At 62.8% G+C, this 17,778-nt stretch carries 15 protein-coding genes; 9 read left to right on the top strand and 6 right to left on the bottom strand.

From position 1 onward, the window contains the following. Positions 1-18 precede the first annotated feature (18 nt). Positions 19-813, top strand: coding sequence for an SDR family NAD(P)-dependent oxidoreductase (locus ACKLNA_RS07840; RefSeq protein ID WP_408985506.1), 795 nt, complete (start codon positions 19-21; stop codon positions 811-813). A 189-nt stretch (positions 814-1,002) separates the two neighbouring features. Then, positions 1,003-3,885 (top strand): ATP-binding protein, encoded by a 2,883-nt coding sequence (locus tag ACKLNA_RS07835; protein WP_408985505.1) that lies wholly within the window; start codon positions 1,003-1,005, stop codon positions 3,883-3,885. Here ACKLNA_RS07835 and ACKLNA_RS07830 read toward each other — a convergent pair. The 3 genes from ACKLNA_RS07830 to ACKLNA_RS07820 form a co-directional block, all read right to left on the bottom strand. Continuing rightward, on the bottom strand, positions 3,872-4,486 hold the full coding sequence (locus ACKLNA_RS07830; RefSeq protein WP_134827209.1) for a response regulator transcription factor: 615 nt from the start codon (positions 4,484-4,486) through the stop codon (positions 3,872-3,874). The genes ACKLNA_RS07835 and ACKLNA_RS07830 overlap by 14 nt on opposite strands. Positions 4,487-4,563: 77 nt before the next feature. Continuing rightward, positions 4,564-4,935 (bottom strand): response regulator, encoded by a 372-nt coding sequence (locus ACKLNA_RS07825; RefSeq protein WP_085733930.1) that lies wholly within the window; start codon positions 4,933-4,935, stop codon positions 4,564-4,566. After that, positions 4,935-6,533 carry a PAS domain-containing protein gene (locus tag ACKLNA_RS07820; RefSeq protein WP_408985504.1) on the bottom strand — a complete coding sequence of 533 codons (1,599 nt, stop codon included), beginning with the start codon at positions 6,531-6,533 and terminating at the stop codon, positions 4,935-4,937. Before ACKLNA_RS07820 ends, ACKLNA_RS07825 begins: the two co-directional genes overlap by 1 nt. Before the next feature lie 331 nt (positions 6,534-6,864). Here ACKLNA_RS07820 and ACKLNA_RS07815 point away from each other — a divergent pair, with 331 nt between their 5' ends. Next, positions 6,865-7,830, top strand: a complete 966-nt coding sequence (locus tag ACKLNA_RS07815) for a quinone oxidoreductase family protein (protein ID WP_408985503.1) — start codon at positions 6,865-6,867, stop codon at positions 7,828-7,830. Here the strand turns inward: ACKLNA_RS07815 and ACKLNA_RS07810 are convergent. Further along, entirely contained in the window at positions 7,817-9,046 is a 1,230-nt protein-coding gene (locus tag ACKLNA_RS07810; protein WP_408985502.1) for an MFS transporter, read from the bottom strand. The two genes, ACKLNA_RS07815 and ACKLNA_RS07810, sit on opposite strands and share 14 nt — an antisense overlap. A gap of 216 nt (positions 9,047-9,262) precedes the next feature. On the opposite strand from ACKLNA_RS07810, the gene ACKLNA_RS07805 reads away from it, so the two are divergent. From ACKLNA_RS07805 to ACKLNA_RS07790, 4 genes are all read left to right on the top strand, one after another. Next, entirely contained in the window at positions 9,263-10,609 is a 1,347-nt protein-coding gene (locus ACKLNA_RS07805; RefSeq protein ID WP_408985501.1) for an epoxide hydrolase family protein, read from the top strand. Between the two features lie 150 nt (positions 10,610-10,759). Further along, entirely contained in the window at positions 10,760-11,752 is a 993-nt protein-coding gene (locus tag ACKLNA_RS07800) for an alpha/beta fold hydrolase (protein ID WP_408985561.1), read from the top strand. A gap of 24 nt (positions 11,753-11,776) precedes the next feature. Further along, positions 11,777-12,286: a cytochrome P460 family protein gene (locus ACKLNA_RS07795; protein WP_408985500.1), complete on the top strand. Its 510-nt coding sequence runs from the start codon at positions 11,777-11,779 to the stop codon at positions 12,284-12,286. A gap of 24 nt (positions 12,287-12,310) precedes the next feature. After that, a complete protein-coding gene (locus tag ACKLNA_RS07790) occupies positions 12,311-13,087 on the top strand; it encodes an alpha/beta fold hydrolase (protein ID WP_408985499.1) in 777 nt (258 codons plus the stop codon). A 46-nt stretch (positions 13,088-13,133) separates the two neighbouring features. On the opposite strand, the gene ACKLNA_RS07785 is transcribed toward ACKLNA_RS07790, so the two are convergent. After that, positions 13,134-14,345, bottom strand: a complete 1,212-nt coding sequence (locus ACKLNA_RS07785; RefSeq protein ID WP_408985498.1) for a CynX/NimT family MFS transporter — start codon at positions 14,343-14,345, stop codon at positions 13,134-13,136. 134 nt (positions 14,346-14,479) lie between these two features. On the opposite strand from ACKLNA_RS07785, the gene ACKLNA_RS07780 reads away from it, so the two are divergent. Both ACKLNA_RS07780 and ACKLNA_RS07775 read left to right on the top strand, forming a co-directional pair. Continuing rightward, complete coding sequence (locus tag ACKLNA_RS07780) at positions 14,480-15,295, top strand: AraC family transcriptional regulator (RefSeq protein ID WP_408985497.1); 816 nt, start codon at positions 14,480-14,482, stop codon at positions 15,293-15,295. Between the two features lie 134 nt (positions 15,296-15,429). Next, a complete protein-coding gene (locus ACKLNA_RS07775; RefSeq protein ID WP_408985496.1) occupies positions 15,430-16,179 on the top strand; it encodes a creatininase family protein in 750 nt (249 codons plus the stop codon). A gap of 70 nt (positions 16,180-16,249) precedes the next feature. Here the strand turns inward: ACKLNA_RS07775 and ACKLNA_RS07770 are convergent, their stop codons facing one another. Then, positions 16,250-17,683, bottom strand: coding sequence for a catalase (locus ACKLNA_RS07770; RefSeq protein ID WP_408985495.1), 1,434 nt, complete (start codon positions 17,681-17,683; stop codon positions 16,250-16,252). Positions 17,684-17,778 lie beyond the last annotated feature (95 nt).

Below are 17,778 nucleotides of genomic sequence, written 5' to 3'. Positions count from 1 at the left end.
CAACCCTGGAGACTCGACATGACTCAATCCCGCCTCGGTACCGCCCTGATCACCGGCGCTTCGTCCGGCATTGGTGCCATTTACGCTGAACGCCTGGCCCGCCGTGGCCATGACCTGATCCTGGTCGCGCGAAATCGTGATCGCCTGAATGTTTTGGCCAAGCGCCTGAGTGAAGAAACCGGCCGTCACGTTGAAGTTCTGGCTGCCGACCTGTCCGACCGGGCCGATCTGGCACGGGTCGAAGATCGCCTCAAAACGGACGCCAACATTTCTCTGCTGGTGAACAATGCCGGGGTTGGCGCGACTCATCCTTTGCTGGAGTCGGACGTCGACAAGCTCGACGACTTGCTCACGCTCAACGTGAACGTGCTGATGCGGCTGACTTACGCGGCGGTCCCGGGCTTCGTTGCCCGTGGCGGCGGCACGCTGATCAACATCGCCTCGATCGTGGCCATTGCCCCGGAGGTGTTGAACGGTGTTTACGGCGGCTCCAAGGCTTTCGTCCTGGCGTTCAGCCAATCCTTGCGTCATGAACTGGCGGACAAAAATGTCCGGGTCCAGGTGGTGCTGCCCGGCGCAACGGCCACCGAATTCTGGAGCGTGGCCGGCACACCGCTGGAGCATCTGCCGGAGGCCATTGTGATGCGGGCGGACGACATGGTGGATGCTGCGCTGTCCGGCCTCGACCAAGGCGAGTTCGTCACCATTCCGGCACTTCCCGAAATCGCCGACTGGAATGCCTACGAGGCGGCGCGCCAGAAGCTGATGCCTGATCTGTCGCGCAGTGCGCCGGCTGCTCGCTATCGCGACTGACGTTCGACGCAGGCATTGATTTGCGAACGAAGGGGGCTACGAACATAGGGGCCGAAATTACGGGGTGAAGTTCTCACTCCGCACGCGTCAGGCTTGAACGACCGTGCAAAACTCCTATGATGCAAAGGGCCTGCGCCTGTGGCTTGCAACCGGCGACGCCCCCTTCGTTTCCCAGTGAGATCGCCCCTCGTGGAGTCTATTCCAGACGCTTTGCATGAATCACTCATGACCCGGTTCGTGTTCGGGCCGTTTTGCGTCGTTCCAGGCAAAAGGCTGCTGACCAGAAACGGGGTTGCGGTGGAGATCGGCGGTCGGGCGCTGGATCTGCTGATTGCCTTGCTCGAGCAGCCGGGGCGGGTGCTGTCCAAATACGATCTGATCGAAAAGGTGTGGCCCGACAGTGTGGTCGCCGAAGGCAGTCTGCGCTTTCACATGACGGGCCTGCGGCGGATTCTCGGGGATGGCGAGGAGCACGCGCGTTATATCGCGACCCAGGTGGGCGTGGGTTATGCCTTCGTGGCGCCGCTGGAAAGGCAACTGTCCGGGGTTCAGCCGACACCTACCGAGACCGGGCATCTCAGGGCCGCCTGCAGTTTGCCGCCGCGGGCGAAGTTGATCGGTCGTGAAACCGACCTGCAACTGGTCGTCGATCACCTGCAGCAGCCCAGGTTGTTCACCCTCGTCGGTCCCGGCGGTGTCGGCAAGACCAGCCTCGCCATCGAGGTGGCGCATCGCATCGCGGCCCAGGGTTACGAACGCGTCTGCTTCGTCGACCTGGCCCAGGTGGAAGACAGCACGCTGGTGCCTTCAGCACTGGCCAGGTCGCTGGAAATCGCCGTGCAGGCCGAAGATCCGATGTTCGTGTTGCTGGCGCATTTGCGCGAACAGCGGCTGATGCTGGTCATCGACAATTGCGAACACCTGATCGACGCCGTTTCGACCCTTCTGGAACAGATCAGCGACAGCGCGCCCGACGTGGGCATTCTGGCCACCAGTCGCGAGCCGTTGCGGGTGCGTGGCGAATACGTGCATTGGCTCAATCCGCTGGAGTTTCCTCGCGAGTCCCGGCACCTGTCCACTCAGGAGCTGCTGGCATTCGCAGCGATCAAACTGTTTGTCGAGCGTGCGTCATCGAGCAATGCGGCGTTGCTGCTGGAGGCGGATGGCGGGCAAATGATCGCGGACATCTGCCAGCGCCTGGAGGGCATGGCCCTGCCGATCGAACTGGCGGCGATGCGGGTTGCCAGCCACGGCCTGAAGGCCACGCACGCCTTGCTCGGCGAGCGGTTTTCACTGGGCTGGTCGGGGCGCCGGACGGCGGTCCCGCGGCATCAGACGCTGCGTTCCATGCTCGACTGGAGTTACGACCTGTTGTCGGCACCGGAGCGTCTGGCGCTGGAGCGGTTGTCGGTGTTTGTCGGGCCGTTCTCTCAAGAGGCGGCGTCCCAGGTGGTTGCCGAGTCTCAGTCCGAAGGCCCTGCGGTGGCAGCGATCCTCGATGATCTGGTGTGCAAGGGGCTGGTCACGGTCGATCACAGTGATTCGACGGACTCCTATCGGCTGCTCGAAATGACACGCGCCTACGCCCGGGAAAAACTGGCGGCCCGGGGCGACACAGAAGTGAACTCGCTGGCCTTCAGGCATGCGGCGTATTACATGGATCTGCTGGGGCATCCCGGCAACTCGCCCGATGAGTTTTTCCGCAACTTTGCGCGCCTTGCCAGTCAGTTGGGCAACGTACGCAGTGCGCTGGAGTGGAGCTTCGGGCCCCATGGCGATCCAGGCCTGGCGTTGCCCCTGGCAGCGGCGAGTGCACCCTTGTTTTTGCATTTTTCCTTGCTGGTCGAGTGCCGGACCTGGTGTGCCCGGGCCGTGGAACTGCTCGAACTGGGGTACTACGGCACGTCGACCGAAATGGAACTGCAGGCGGCGCTCGGGCTGGTGCTGATGTTCACTCAGGGCAACAGCGAAGCCGCCGAGAAGGCCTTGCTCCGGGCGCTGGACATCGCCGTTGCGCTGGCTGACCACGGCTCGCAGTTGAGGCTGCTTGGCCGCTTGCAGATTTTCTACGAACGCATTGGTGATTTCCCATCTTCGCTGGCGTGGGCGGAGCAGGCAGCCGTGGTCGGCAACCTGCTGAATCAGCCGGCGGCCATCGCAATCGCTTCATCGCTGACCGGCATCTCCCATCATCTGCTGGGTGATCAGCGTCTGGCGCGCCAGGAGCTGGAACGTTCGCTGCGCAACAGTTTGCCGTCCCATCCCAGCCACACCATCTACTACGGCTTCGATCACCGCAATCGCACCGGGCTGGCGCTGGCCCGTTCGCTGTGGTTGCAGGGCTTTCCCGATCAGGCCCGACACTGGGCCGAACTGATCGAAGCCGAAGCGTCGGCGCTGCAGCATCCGGTCACCTACTGCATCGCCATGGTCTGGATTCTGTGCATCTATATCTGGACCGGCGATCTGGAGAAAGCGGCCGCCAGCCTTGAACGGTTCAGTGCCGTGGCCGAGACCAACGCCCTGGGCCCTTATATTGCCGCCGCCCATGGCTTGCGGGCGGCGATTGCGATCCGCGCCGAACAGCCCGGCGATGCGGTGCCGCTGTTGGAGGAGAGCCTGGCGCGCCTGCGTGGCATGCGCTACGAACTGCTTACGACATCGTTTGAAATCGCGCTGGCCGAGGGCCTGATTCTGGGCGGGCAACACGCGAAGGCGCTGATGCTGGTCGACGGCACCATCGATCACTGTCGTCAGAGCGGCGACGCCTTCGCGCTGCCGGAACTGCTGCGGATCAAGGCCGGAATTCTCAAGGAAATCGATGGCGAAAATGTTCAGGCCATCACGACTCTTCTTGAGGCGTCCATCGCGCTGAGCCGCGATCAGGGGGCCTGGGCATGGGAGTTGAGGACTTCGATGGATCTGGCCAGGCTCTGGCTGGAACAGGGCAGGGCGGAGCAGGCCAAGGCGTTGCTCGACGCGTGTCGCGAGCAGGTTTCGGAGGGCTTCGACACCCTTGACCTGCGCCGGCTGGAAAACCTCTGGCAAAGCGTTCGCGTCACGCGGGGGTGATCAGCGCCGCCATTTTTACCAGATCTGCCAGCGAGCGGGCTTTCATCTTGCGCATGACCTTGCCCCGGTGGGCCTTGACCGTGATCTCGCTGATCTCGAGGTCTGCGGCGATCAACTTGTTCAGACGACCGCTGACCACCGCGGCCATGATTTCCTGTTCGCGGGGCGTCAGGGTCTTGTAGGCCTCAAGTACGGAACGCAGGGCTTTTTCACCTTCCAGAGCCGCGCGGCTGCCTTCGAGCGCATCGCCCATGGCGGTCAGCAGCTCATCATCGTTGAACGGCTTGGTCAGAAACTCCACCGCACCGGCTTTCAAGGCCCGCACCGTGCGCGGAATGTCTCCGTACCCGGTGATGAAGATGATCGGCATGTTGTAGCGCTCGTCAGCCAGTGACGTCTGCAGATCCAGACCGTTCAAGTCCGGCAGGTTGATATCCAGTACCAGGCAACTGGGTACTCGCGCTCGGGGCTCGGCGAGAAAATCCTGCGCGGATTCGAAGAGTCGTGGCTGCCAGCCGGCGCATCGGATCATCAGTTCCAGCGACTCGCGCACGGAGACGTCGTCATCCACAACGAAAACCACAGGCGTGACATCACTCATCGGCAATGCTCCGTGGCCGGGGGACACTGTGTGATTCGAGTTCAACATGTCGATTCCTTTTCTTTACCGCTTCACGTTCAGTCGAGGGGCAGGGCAGCGCTCAGGGCCTTGATCAGTTGCGCTTCACTGAAAGGCTTGAACAGACACTCCACCGCGCCGGTGTTCAACAGCTTTGCCTGTTGGCTGGCGTCGGCGTGAGCGGTGATGAAAATCACCGGAATGCGATAGCCGCGCCGCAGCAGCTCCTTGTGCAGATCCGGCCCGGACATGCCCGGCATGGCCACATCGAGAATCAGGCAATCGGTCAGGCCGAGATAAGGCGAGGCCAGAAACGCCTGCGCCGAGGCGAACGCCTGGACAGCGAATCCGAACTCCCTGATCAGGTCAGGCAGCGATTCACGAACCGACTCGTCATCATCGACAACCGATACGAGCAAGTACTTACCCATCAGTGATTCTCCATGACGCGATCACAGGCCTCGTGGTTGTCGGCATTCGGGATTGAAAAGGCGAACGTCGCACCCGGGCCGTCGTGGGCTGAGGCCCGGAGTTGCCCGTCGTGGTGTTCGATGATGGAGCGACTGATCGACAGACCGACCCCCATGCCCGAGCTTTTGGTGGTGTAGAAGGCATTGAAAATCCGTTCCATGTCCTGTGGATCGACCCCGGTGCCGCTGTCCTTCACCGCCAGATAAACGCTCCGGTCTTGCTCCTGGCCGGTGCTGACGATCAATTCTCTGGAGCGACCGGTGATGCTGCTCATGGCCTCGACGGCGTTCATGATCAGGTTGAGGATCACCTGTTGAAGCTGGACCCGGTCACCCCTGACCGGCGGCAGGGCCTCGGCGAATCGAGGATGAAGCACCACGCCGTTGCGTTGCAGCTCGCCCAGCAACATGGCGATGACTTCCCGTGCGGCGTCATTGAGGTCGACGTTTTCAATGGTGATGCTTTTTTTCGAGAACAACGCTCGCAAGCGGTTGATCACATCGGCGGCCCGATTGCCGTCGCGAATGGTGCGGCGCGCGGTTTCCAGGGCTCCGTCGACATTCGGCGGATCGGCTCCGAGCATGCGCAGGCAGGTGCTGGCGTTGGTGATGATGCCGGCCAGCGGCTGATTCACCTCATGGGCAATGGACGCGGTGACTGCGCCCAGGCTGGCGACTCTGGCCAGATGCGTCAGTTCGGAACGGGCCTTGGCCAGAAAGGCTTCCGCCTGTTTGCGGTCTTCGATGTCGGTGTTTTCGCCATACCAGCGCACGATCCGGCCCGCCTCGTCGCGCTGGGGGACGGCGCGGATCAGAAACCAGCGATAAATGCCGTCGAAGCGCTTCAGGCGAGCCTCATACTCACCGGCATTGCCCGAGTGCAGAAGTGCCTGCCAGTAACCGCCCAGTCCGGGGGCGTCGTCGGGATGGATCGATGCCACCCAGCCATCGCCGCACGCCTCTTCAAGCGACATGCCGGTGTAATCGCACCACCGCCGGTTGACGAATCCGACGCTGCCTTCGGGCGAAGCGCTCCAGACAAACCCGGGAACAGCATCGATGATGCCGCGCAGGCGCTCCTCCGAGCTGCTGACCTCCGCGAGGGCTTTGGCGATCAAGACCTTGTCCCGTCGGCGCTCATCGATATCGACCTGCAACACGCACCAGCGAGTGATGGTGCCTTCGCTGTTCCTGACCGGCAGGCCGCGCACATGAAACCAGCGATAGACACCGTCGGCGCGCCGAATCCGATGCTCGATATCGTAGGGTGTGCCGGTGCTGACCGAATGCATCCACGCCGCGCTGACCGATGGCAGATCGTCGGGGTGCAGGGTGTCGCTGGCCTGCCAGTTTTTCAGTTCATCGAGGGGGATGCCGATGTAGTCCAGGATTTGCCGGTTGACCTGCTCAAGTTCACCGGACGGTGTCATGAAGGCGACCATGGCCGGAATGCTGTCGATGATCGAGTCGGCCTCGGACATTGGCAGGCCCCCGTCATTGACGTGGCCTGGACCGTCTTCGATGACGCGCTCCCGCTCGTTCGCCATGTCGATTCTCATTGTGCAGTCACCGTTGAACAAAGATGCGCCTTCTGATGGCACTCGCCCATCATACTTTGGTGTCGCTTTCCGCGAATATCGGCCGCCGTCACGCATTGCGATGCGCATCACAGACCGCCCGGGGCTTTTGTAAGCCACTGTATCTACGGCCCCTCAAGCCACACAAGCATGCAAATGAGCCTGTTCGCGAAACTGCGCGGATACACCGCCCGGCCACCCTTGGCGCTGGTTTCAACGCCCTCCGGCGATTGAATGAAGACAACGTGACGCCCGCGCTCCTGCCACCCGAACGGCAGCAGGACAGGTCGTCCCTGTGGCAGGGCAGAACACAATGAAAGCAGTCGTGATCCAGGCCTTTGGCGGGCCCGAAGTCTTGACGGTGCAAGACATTCAACTGGCTGAACCGGGACCCGGACAAGTCCTGGTCAGGGTCATGGCGGCGGGCGTCAATTTCATGGACACCGGTGTCCGTCGCGGCCTCGGCGCTGCCTGGGAGCTGCCGCTGACGCCGGGTGCGGAAGGCGCCGGCATCGTTTTAGCCACCGGACCGCAGGTGACGGAATTCGCTGTCGGTGACCGCGTGGCCTGGCATTACGTGCCGGGCAGCTACTCCGAACAGGTGATCGCCCCGGTCAGCCAGTTGGTGCCGTTGCCGGACGAGATCGACTTCGCCACCGCCGCCAGCCTGATGATGCAGGGCCTGACCGCCAGCAATCTGGTGGACAAGGTGCACGCGATCCAGCCGGGCGATGTGGCATTCGTGCACGCGGCGGCGGGGGGCGTGGGGCTGATGTTGACTCAGTTGATCAAGCTGCGGGGCGGCAAGGTCATTGGCCGGGTGTCCCAGGCCGACAAGGTGGAGGCGGTGCTCGCGGCCGGGGCTGACTACGTAGTGATCGGGCGTGCGCACAACATTGCCGGACAGGTCATGCGCCTGACGGAGGGGCAGCGAGTGAATGTGGTGTACGACGGGACGGGCGCGGAGGGCTTCGCCGAATCGTTGAACCTGCTGGACCATTTCGGCACTCTGGCCTTGTACGGGCCGTTCATGGACCCGATCCCGCCGATCGATATCTTCAGCGTGCCGCGCAGTATCAAGCTGACGTATCCCTCGGTCATGCACTACGTGCGCAACCGCGAGCTCCTGCTGGAAAAGTCCCGGCAACTGTTCGCGTGGGTCAGCACCGGCAAACTGAAAATCTCCATCGGCCAGCGTTATTCACTGGACGGCGCGCAGCAGGCCCATCGCGATATCGAGTCGCGCAATACGACGGGCAAGCTGATCATTGTTCCTTAGTGCCACGCCAGATCAGCAGCGCTGCCAACAGCTGGCTGCCGGCGAAGAACGTGAACAGCTCTTGCGCGGTCCATCGGGCATCCAGCAGAAAACCGGCGACTATCGGCGAAATGATCGCCCCCAGGCGCCCCATCGCCAGCACCACGCCGACGCCGGTCGTACGGACTGACGTGCAGAACGCCTGAGGGGCCAGGACATACAGGGCGGCGACTGCACCGTTGAGCATCAGGCCAAGCGTGACGGCCACGAGCGCGGCCAGACCGGGCACCTGCGAGGCCGGCACCATCAGTGGCAGCAGGGCGGCGTTGAGCAGCAGGAAACCCGACGACAATCGCCGGCAGCCATACCGATTGGCCGCCAGTCCCAGCAACAGGGCGCCGAGCATGCCCCCCGACGCCAACAGAACGCCGATACGGGCGCCTTGCCGATCGGTAAAACCGTTATGGACCAGAAGACTCGGGGTCCAGCTCATCACGAAGTAAAAGCAGAACATCAGCAGAAAGAGTGCCAGCGCCAGCGACGTGGTCTGTTGCCACTGACCCGGCGAAAACGGCCGGCCGGCATTGTCTGGCGACGTTGTCGTGGCAGGCCCACGGCGTTCAAGCGCCAGAAATGACGGCGACTCTCGCAGCCAGAAGACGCCCGCCAACGCCGCCGCCAGCGTGATACAGCCCCCTGCGAGAAAGACATACCGCCAGCCCATGAAATCATTCAATACGTGAGCCAGTACCCCGCCCAGGCTGGCGCCCATGGCGAAGGCGAGGGATTGCAACGCGATGGCCAGGTTGCGCCGCTGCGCGCTGGCGTGCTCGAACGTCAGCACGTTCGCCCCCACCAGCACCGCCCCCGTGCCGATGCCGGTCAGCAATCGCAAAAGCATCAATACGTGATGATCCTGGCTCCAGAACGACAGCAACATGCTCAGTCCGCCGAGCAGCAGGCCGGCGAGCAACAAAGGCCTGCGCCCGAAGCGGTCGGCCCGGGGCGCGGCCAACAGCGAACCGAGCGCCATCCCGACCAGGCTGGCGCTCAACAACAGGCCCGTTTGCGCGCCGTTCAACGTCCACTCCGCTGACACCCGGCTGGCGGTGAAGGCCATGGCCATCACGTCCAGACCGTCGATCACGTTGAACAACATGCACAGCCCGATCACCCACCACTGCGAAGTGGTCGATGTTGTGCCGCACGGGCGTTCGAGCGCTGTTTCCCCACGCATCCGCAATCCTTGTTCTGCCAGGTCATTCGAATGGGCCGGCTCGCCGAGCCGTATCCCCGCCGCATTTTGCCCGTTAACCGCTGCTGAATTCGAGCGCGATTTTGCGCGTCATACCAAGGTATCGACCGACACCATCGTGTAATCGCTGCGAGGGTGGCGGGGTGGTCTGATCCGATTGGCGATGCCTTTCGAATAATGACTACAAGGAGATCCAACATGGTTGCGGTTACGTGCGGTTCCACATGGCGCCATTGCCTGGCGTCAGCCATCAGAAGAGGGGCCCTGGGCCTTGCTGTGCTGGCAGGCAGCAGCGGCGCCTGGGCCTCCAGCCCGACAACCGATCAGTCGCAAGCCATTCGCCCGTACCACGTTCATGTGGATGAGGCGAAATTGACTGATCTGCGCAAACGCATCGCCGACACCCGTTGGCCCGACAAGGAAACGGTCAACGACGTGTCCCAAGGCGTGCAACTGGCGCAGGTCGAGGCCCTGGTGAAGTATTGGGGCAGCGGTTACGACTGGCGCAAGGCAGAGGCGAAACTCAATGCCTTGCCGGAGTTCGTGACCACGATCGATGGCGTCGACATTCAGTTCATCCACGTGCGCTCACGCAACCCCAACGCGATGCCGCTGATCCTCACCCATGGCTGGCCGGGTTCGCAATTCGAGTTCCTCAAGACCATCGGCCCGCTGACCGACCCCGTGGCCTATGGCGGCAAGGCGGAGGACTCGTTCGATGTGGTGATTCCGTCGATTCCCGGTCACGGCTTTTCCGGCAAGCCGACCGAACTCGGCTGGGGTCCGGACCGGGTGGCGAAGGCCTGGGATGTGCTGATGAAACGCCTGGGTTACACCCACTACGTGTCTCAGGGGGGCGACCACGGTTCGGTGATCTCTGATGCACTGGGCCGTCTGGCACCGCCCGGTTTGCTGGGCATTCACTTGAACATGCCCGCCACCGTGCCACCGGAACTGGTCAAGCCGATCAATGGCGGAGATCCGGCTCCGGCAGGGCTGAGCGGCCCGGAACTGACGGCGTTCAACTCGCTCAGCAAGTTCTTCGGGCGCAACGCGGCCTATGGCGCAATGATGGTGACTCGACCACAGACCATCGGTTATCTGCTGGCGGATTCGCCTGCCGGCACGGCGGCGTGGATGTATGAAAAGTTCGCCGCCTGGACCGACAGCGACGGTCAGCCCGAGAAGGTGCTGAGTCGCGATGAAATGCTCGATGACATCAGCCTGTACTGGCTGACCGACAGCGGCGCCTCGTCCTCCCGTTTCTACTGGGAGAACAACAACAATAACTTCAGTGCCGCCGCGCAAAAAACCGCGGACATCAAGGTGCCGGTGGCGATCACCGTGTTCCCCCACGAAATCTACCGTGCCCCCAAGGTCTGGTCGCAACGTGCCTATCCGTCATTGGCCTACTTCAGCGAGGTCAGCAAGGGCGGTCACTTCGCGGCATGGGAGCAACCGCAATTGTTCAGCGAAGAACTGCGCGAAGCCTTCCGGCCACTGCGCGCGACTGCGCAGAAAACCGCGGCTCAGGCAGCGCGCTAGCCCTTCAATCGGCAATTCCTTCAACGCTAAGCCCTTCAACGCAAGCCCTTCAACCAAAGCCCGGAACCGCCGCCCGGCGGTTCTCGAGGGAGACTCGGCATGACTGACCATAACGCTGTAACTCAATCCCGGCGCGTGCTCGCCGTTTCGATGCTGGCGCTTGCGCTGGGCATCGCCTCGGCCTACGCCAGCGCCGCCGAAGTACCCGGCGGCAAGATCGACGCGATCACCGCCGGCAGCACCGTTTCATTCGGCGCGCTGAAACACGTCAAGGCCGGACTGCTGGACGTGTCGTACGCCGAAGTCGGCCCCGCCGACGGGCCGGTGGTGATCCTGCTGCACGGCTGGCCCTACGACATTCACAGCTACACCGACGTGGCCCCGGCACTGGCGCAGAAAGGCTATCGGGTACTGATTCCCTATGCGCGCGGTTATGGCGATACGCGCTTTCTGTCGGCCAAAACCGTGCGCAACGGCCAGCCCTCGGCGCTGGCGAAGGATCTGATCGACTTCATGGACGCCTTGAACATCAAGCAGGCGGTGCTCGGCGGGTACGACTGGGGTGCACGCACCGCCGATATCGTCGCCGCGCTCTGGCCGGAACGGGTGAAAGCGCTGGTGGCGGTGAGCGGTTACCTGATCGGCAGCCAGGACGCCGGCAAGACCCCGTTGCCGCCGGCTGCGGAGTTGCAGTGGTGGTATCAGTTCTACTTTGCGACGGAGCGCGGTCGTCTGGGTTACGAGAAAAACACCCATGACTTCGCGAAACTGATCTGGCAATTGGCGTCGCCGAAATGGAACTTCGACGATGCGACCTACGACCGCAGTGCCGCCGCCTTGCAGAACCCGGATCACGTCGCCGTGTCGATCTTCAACTATCGCTGGCGCCTGGGGCTGATCAAAGGGGAGGCGCAATACGATCCGCTGGAGAAAAAACTGGCGACGTTCCCCTCCATCAGCGTTCCGACCATCACCCTCGAAGGCGATGCCAATGGCGCGCCGCACCCGCCGGCCGAGGCCTACGCCAAACGCTTCACCGGCAAGTACGAATACCGCTTGGTCAGCGGTGGCATCGGCCACAACCTGCCACAGGAAGCGCCGCAGGCGTTCGCCCAGGCGGTGATCGATGCCGATCATCTCTGATTGCCGGCCTGAGGGGATCCGACGATGAAACTCAACCATTGGGCCGTGTTGCCGTCGGCCATTGCACTCGCCGCGCTGGCCGCCACCGGTGTCGCGTTGGGCGAGGCCGATGACGGCGACGCCTCGCCGATCTACGGCGTGAAGCTGCCGAAAAACTATCGCCAGTGGGCGCTGATTGCCCCGGCCCAGGAAGCCGCGCCGTTGGATGAACTGCGGGCGGTGCTGGGCAATGACCGGGCGATCAAGGCTTACCAGAGCAAGACGATGCCGTTCCCCGACGGCACTGTGCTGGTCAAGCTGGCCTGGAAGCACGTGCAGTCCCCGGAGTTCGAACCCGCCTCGATTCCGGGGCCGGCCACCACCGTTCAGGTGATGGTCAAGGACTCGCGCAAATACGCCTCGACCGGTGGCTGGGGATTCGGCCGTTTCATCAATGGCAAACCTGCCGATGAAGCCCAGCACCAGACCTGTTTCGCCTGCCATCAGGCGCGGGTGCAGAACCATGACTATGTCTTCACCCGATACGCCCCCTGATCCCGTCACACAAGGAGTTGTCACATGAAAAGAACATTGACTGCATTGACCCTCGCTGCCGGCCTGTGCCTGGGCGTGAGTGCCTTCGGCCAGTCCGCCAAACCGACCGTGGTACTCGTGCACGGCGCGTTTGCCGACGCGTCGAGCTGGAACGGCGTGGCGAAAATTCTCGAGAAGGATGGCTACACGGTGGTCGCCGCCGCCAACCCATTGCGTGGCGTCAAGAGCGATGGCGCGGCGGTTTCCGCCTTGCTGAGCAGCATCCAGTCGCCGGTGGTGCTGGTCGGGCACTCCTATGGCGGCAACGTCATCAGTGAGGCGGCCAACGATCATGCCAATGTCAAAGCGCTGGTTTATGTCAGTGCCTTTGCGCCCGAGGTTGGCGAAACCGTTGCCGGACTCGCCGGCAAGTTTCCCGGCAGTACCCTCGGCCCGACACTGGCGCCACCTGTTGCGCTGGCCGACGGCGGCAAGGACTTGTACATCCAGCAGAGCGAGTTTCACGATCAGTTCGCCGCCGATGTCCCGGCCGCACAAGCGGCGCTGATGGCCGCGACCCAGCGCCCGGTCACCGAAGCGGCGCTCAACGAGCAGGCCGGCACGCCCGCCTGGAAGCACATTCCGTCGTGGTACATCTACGGCGACAAGGACAGGAACATCCCGCCCCAGGCGATGGCGTTCATGGCCAAACGTGTGGATGCCAAAGCGGTCGAGGTGGTGAAGGGCGGCTCTCACGTGGTGATGGTGTCGAACCCGGCACCGGTGGCCCGATTGATTGAGAAAGCCGCTGCGGCCAACTGAAACCCTGCGACGTGCCGAGGCGCGTCGCAGGTCTTTCACTTCCCGCTCAGGCAGCGGACACCTGTGGCGATGCTGCCGGTGCCACTCTGAGCAGCGGGGTGATGCCGAGCATCAACAGCAGGACCGCGAACAGCAAGGTGTACGCCGGGCCATAGTGTCCGGTGTATTCGCGCAGGGCACCGAACAGCAACGGCCCGAGCGCGGCGATCAGGTAACCGATGAACAGCATGAACACCGTCCACAATCCGGCCTGCTCGCTGGTGCTGGCGTGATCCAGCGGCAAGGTCATGGCCACGGTGAAACCCATGCCCAGCCCGATGGCTGCGAGCACCACATAAAGCATCGGCCAGTACGCCGGCAGGAACGTCATGCCGCCCAGCCCCAGCAGGGCCAGCAACGCCGACAGTCCGAGCAGGCCGCGCCGGTCGTGGGCCTTGCCTGGAATCAGCCCCGCACCCACGCTGGCAACGGCGAACACCGCCGTAAAAATCCCCAGCAGAATGCCCGGGGACACACTCGACGTGGCCGCTTCCACCGACGCAGGCGCCATCCAGGCGAAGAGGGCGTAGACCACAAACTGACCGGCACCGAAATTCAACGCGATCAGCCACGCCTGCGGATTGCCCCACGGCAGGCGCTGGCCCTGGTGCGACGACTTCACCACTGGCGCCGATGTCGCAAAACGGCGTGCCATCCACACCCAACTGGCGATGGCGGTGAGGCACAGTACGCTCCAGAACCCGGCGCTGACCCGCCAGTCCTGCGCCAGTTCGGCAAGCGGCGCGCTGAACACTGCCGCGAGGGTCGCGCCCAGGCTCAGTCCGCCGGCATAGATGCCCATGAACAGTGCCGGCCGTTGTGCAAAGTGAGTCTTGATCCACGCACCGGTCATTGCCCCGGCGATCGCAATGCCGACGCTGGCGAAGAACGTACTGCCGAGCAGGAAAAAAGCATTCGGCGAGAGCGCCCGCAGCAAGGTCGAGGCCCCCAACAGCGTCAGTGCGACAACCACACTGCGATCGATCCCGAAGCGTCTGGCCAGGCTTGGAACCACCAGCGCGAACACGCCCATGCAGACGTCGGGGATCGAGGTCAGCAGCGCGGCCTGGGTGTAGCTCAAATGGAAGTGCTGCTGAATCAACAGCAGAATCGGCCCCACCGAAATGATCGGCGGCCGCAGGGCGATGGACAGGATCAGCAGGCCGATCACCGCCGTAATGGCCTGCTGGCTGCTGGAGAGATTGCGGGTGATTGCCATGGGGAAAACCTCATTGATGAACGATGAGCGCAAGGCTAACAATGGGCCGGCCATGGCAAATGCCAGGGTTTGTCGTCAAAGTGACAATCCTGGCCTTACGACGATCAAGGGCTGATTTCAGGAGACTCCACGCGATGAAACGAGAGGTGCGCAAGGTCGTCGCCAGGCGTGAGTCCGCGCCGCGCAGCGAACGTTATCCCGACTATCAGGATGTGCCGCGAGTGATGACCGTGCTGGTGCGCGATCAGGCCACCGGTGAATACAACGAGCCGCACGTGCATCGGCACGGACAGTTGCTGTATGCCTCGAACGGCGTGATGCGGGTGGCCACCGAGCGTGGGTTGTGGATCCTGCCGCCGAAGCGGGCGCTGTGGATTCCGCCCGGGGTGATCCACGATCAGTTGATGCTGAGCGCGGTCAGGATGCGCTCGATCTACATCGAGCCGCAGGTCTGCGCCGGGCTGGGCGATCACTGCAAAGTGCTGGAGATCCCCGGACTGCTGCGCGAGCTGATTCTGGCCCTGGCCGACCAGCCGATCGAATACCCGCAGGAAGGGCGCAACGCGCACATCGTGGCGTTGATACTCAGTGAACTGCAGGCGGCGCGGACGTTGCCGATCGAAGTGCCGTGGCCGGTCGACAGGCGACTGGTCACGGTGTGCGAGGCGATTCTGCAGGATCCCGGACAAGACCATTCGATCGGCTATTGGGCAGACCGGGTTGGCGCCAGCTCTCGCACGCTGATTCGCCTGTTCGTCAACGAAACCGGCCTGAATTTCCGGCACTGGCTGCAACAGGTGCGGCTGGCGACCGCCATCGACCGGCTCGACAAAGGCCAGTCCGTCGGGGTGATTGCCCGGGACCTGGGTTACGCCAGCCAAAGCGCCTTCAGCGCAATGTTCAGACGAGTGATGGGTGAATCGCCCCGTGAGTTTCTCGTCCGTGACTAGGGCGTTTTGGCGATTCCGATACCTTCGTATTCTGTCGTCGAAGGGAGGCGGGTGTTATCAATGACGCTGCTGTTGCAGGTGCATTGAACGCCAACCCTCGTTCCGCGAGGAACCTTAGAAGAGTGAGAATCCTGATGCTTTTATACCTATCGACCTGGTCCGAAATCGCCCAATTCCTCGAACGCAGCCGCACCATCGTCATCCCGATCGGTTCCAACGAACAGCACGGGCCGACCGGCCTGCTGGGCACCGACTGGATGTGCCCGGAGATCATCGCCCATGAAGCGCAGAGAAGTGCAGACATCCTGATCGCCCCGACCTTCAATATCGGCATGGCGCAACATCACCTCGGTTTCCCTGGCACCATCTCGCTCAGACCTTCGACCTTCATCGCCGCTATCTCGGACTGGACCCGTTCACTGGCCGCCCATGGCTTTGAAAAGATCTTTTTCCTCAATGGCCACGGCGGCAACATCGCCTCGATCGAAGCGGCGTTTTCGGAGCTGTACGCCGAGGCGAGTTTTGCCCGGCGCAAGGCCGGGTTCGCCCTGAAACTCTGCAACTGGTGGGATCTGGAAGGCGTGAATGAGCTGGCGCGTGACCAGTTCCCGACCGGCCACGGCATTCATGCGACACCTTCGGAAATCGCCGTGACCCAGTGGGCCTATCCCGATTCCATCAAGTCGGCCGACTACTCGCCGCAGATCGCCAACTGGGGCCCGATCCGCGAAGCCGCGGACTTCCGCGCCCGTCACCCCGATGGCCGCATGGGTTCGGACCCGGCCCAGGCTTCACCGGAAAAGGGCCGGCAACTGGTGGAAATGGCCGCGCGCGGTCTGGTGCAGGAGGTGCAGGCCTTCAGTCGCGAATCATTGCCTGACTGACCCGTACAAACAACAACGCCCGGTTAATCCGGGCGTTGTTGTTTCGGCTCCCTGCCAGCGTCATCGCAGATCAGCCCAGTGCCTCGATGGCGTGCGCAACCCCAGCGCCATAAGCCGGATCTGCCCGGGTGCAGTGGTCGATGTGTCGTTGTTTCGACTCTGCGCTGGCACCATGAATCGAGCGTGCGGTGTTATCGAACAGGGCCTGTTTCTGGGCCATGGTCATGGCCCGGAACAGCGCGCCGGGTTGCGAAAAACAGTCGTCGTCCTCGCGGTGATCCCAGTGCCCGGCGCTGCCTTTGAGGGCCAGCGGTGGCTCGCTGAAATCCGGTTGTGCGGCCCATTGGCCATGGCTGTTGGGCTCGTAGCCGAGGGTGCTGCCCGCGTTCGCATCGGTGCGCATTTGGCCGTCCCGGTGATAGCTGTTGACCGGGCAGCGTGGGGCGTTCACCGGGATCTGATGATGATTGACGCCCACCCGATAACGCTGTGCATCGCCGTAGGAGAACAGGCGGGCCTGGAGCATCTTGTCCGGTGAGAAACTGATGCCGGGCACGACGTTGGCCGGGTTGAAGGCTGCCTGTTCGACGTCGGCGAAGTAGTTGTCAGGGTTGCGGTTGAGTTCGAGTACACCGACTTCGATCAACGGGTAATCCTTGTGGGGCCAGACCTTGGTCAGGTCGAAGGGATTGATCGGGTACGTCTCGGCGTCCAGCTCCGGCATCACTTGCACGTAGAGCTTCCATTGCGGGAAGCGGCCTTCCTCGATGCTGGTGTACAGGTCGCGCTGGGCACTTTCGCGATCATCGCCGATCAGTGTCGCGGCTTGCTGATCGGTCAGGTTCTCGATGCCTTGCCCGGTCTTCCAGGTGAATTTCACCCAGAATCGCTCGTTCGCCGGGCTGATGAAACTGAACGTATGACTGCCGAAACCATGCATGTGGCGGTAGGTGCGCGGCAACCCGCGATCACTCATGACAATCGTCACCTGGTGCAGCGCCTCGGGCAGCAGCGTCCAGAAATCCCAGTTGTTGCGGGCGCTGCGCAGGTTGGTGCGCGGATCGCGTTTGACCGCATGGTTGAGGTCGGGAAATTTCAGCGGATCGCGCAGAAAGAACACCGGCGTGTTGTTGCCCACCAGATCCCAGTTGCCTTGCTCGGTATAGAACTTGATGGCAAACCCGCGAATGTCACGCTCGGCATCGGCGGCACCACGCTCGCCGGCCACGGTGGAAAACCGGACGAAGATATCGGTGGTTTTGCCCACGCTCGAAAACAGTCTGGCCTTGGTATAGCGGCTGATGTCACGGGTGACGGTGAAGGTGCCGAACGCCCCCGAACCCTTGGCGTGCATGCGTCGTTCGGGAATGACCTCACGATCGAAATGCGCCAGCTTTTCCAGCAGCCATACGTCTTGCAACAGCACCGGGCCTCGCGGGCCGGCGGTCTGCGAGTTGTTGTTGTCCACCACTGGTGCGCCGGCGGCGGTCGTCAGCTTTTTCATGCGCTACTCCTGGCTTTTGTCGGTTTGCCGCCATCACATCAAAAGCCTTGGGAGCCCTCTATTGCACCATGGTGTCGCTGCATGGCCGCCGGGCA

The organism is Pseudomonas sp. UV AK001, assembly GCF_046097675.1.
GTDB lineage: Bacteria > Pseudomonadota > Gammaproteobacteria > Pseudomonadales > Pseudomonadaceae > Aquipseudomonas > Aquipseudomonas kribbensis.
Note: the sequence above shows the minus strand (reverse complement) of the source record. Positions and strands in the feature narration are given on the sequence as shown.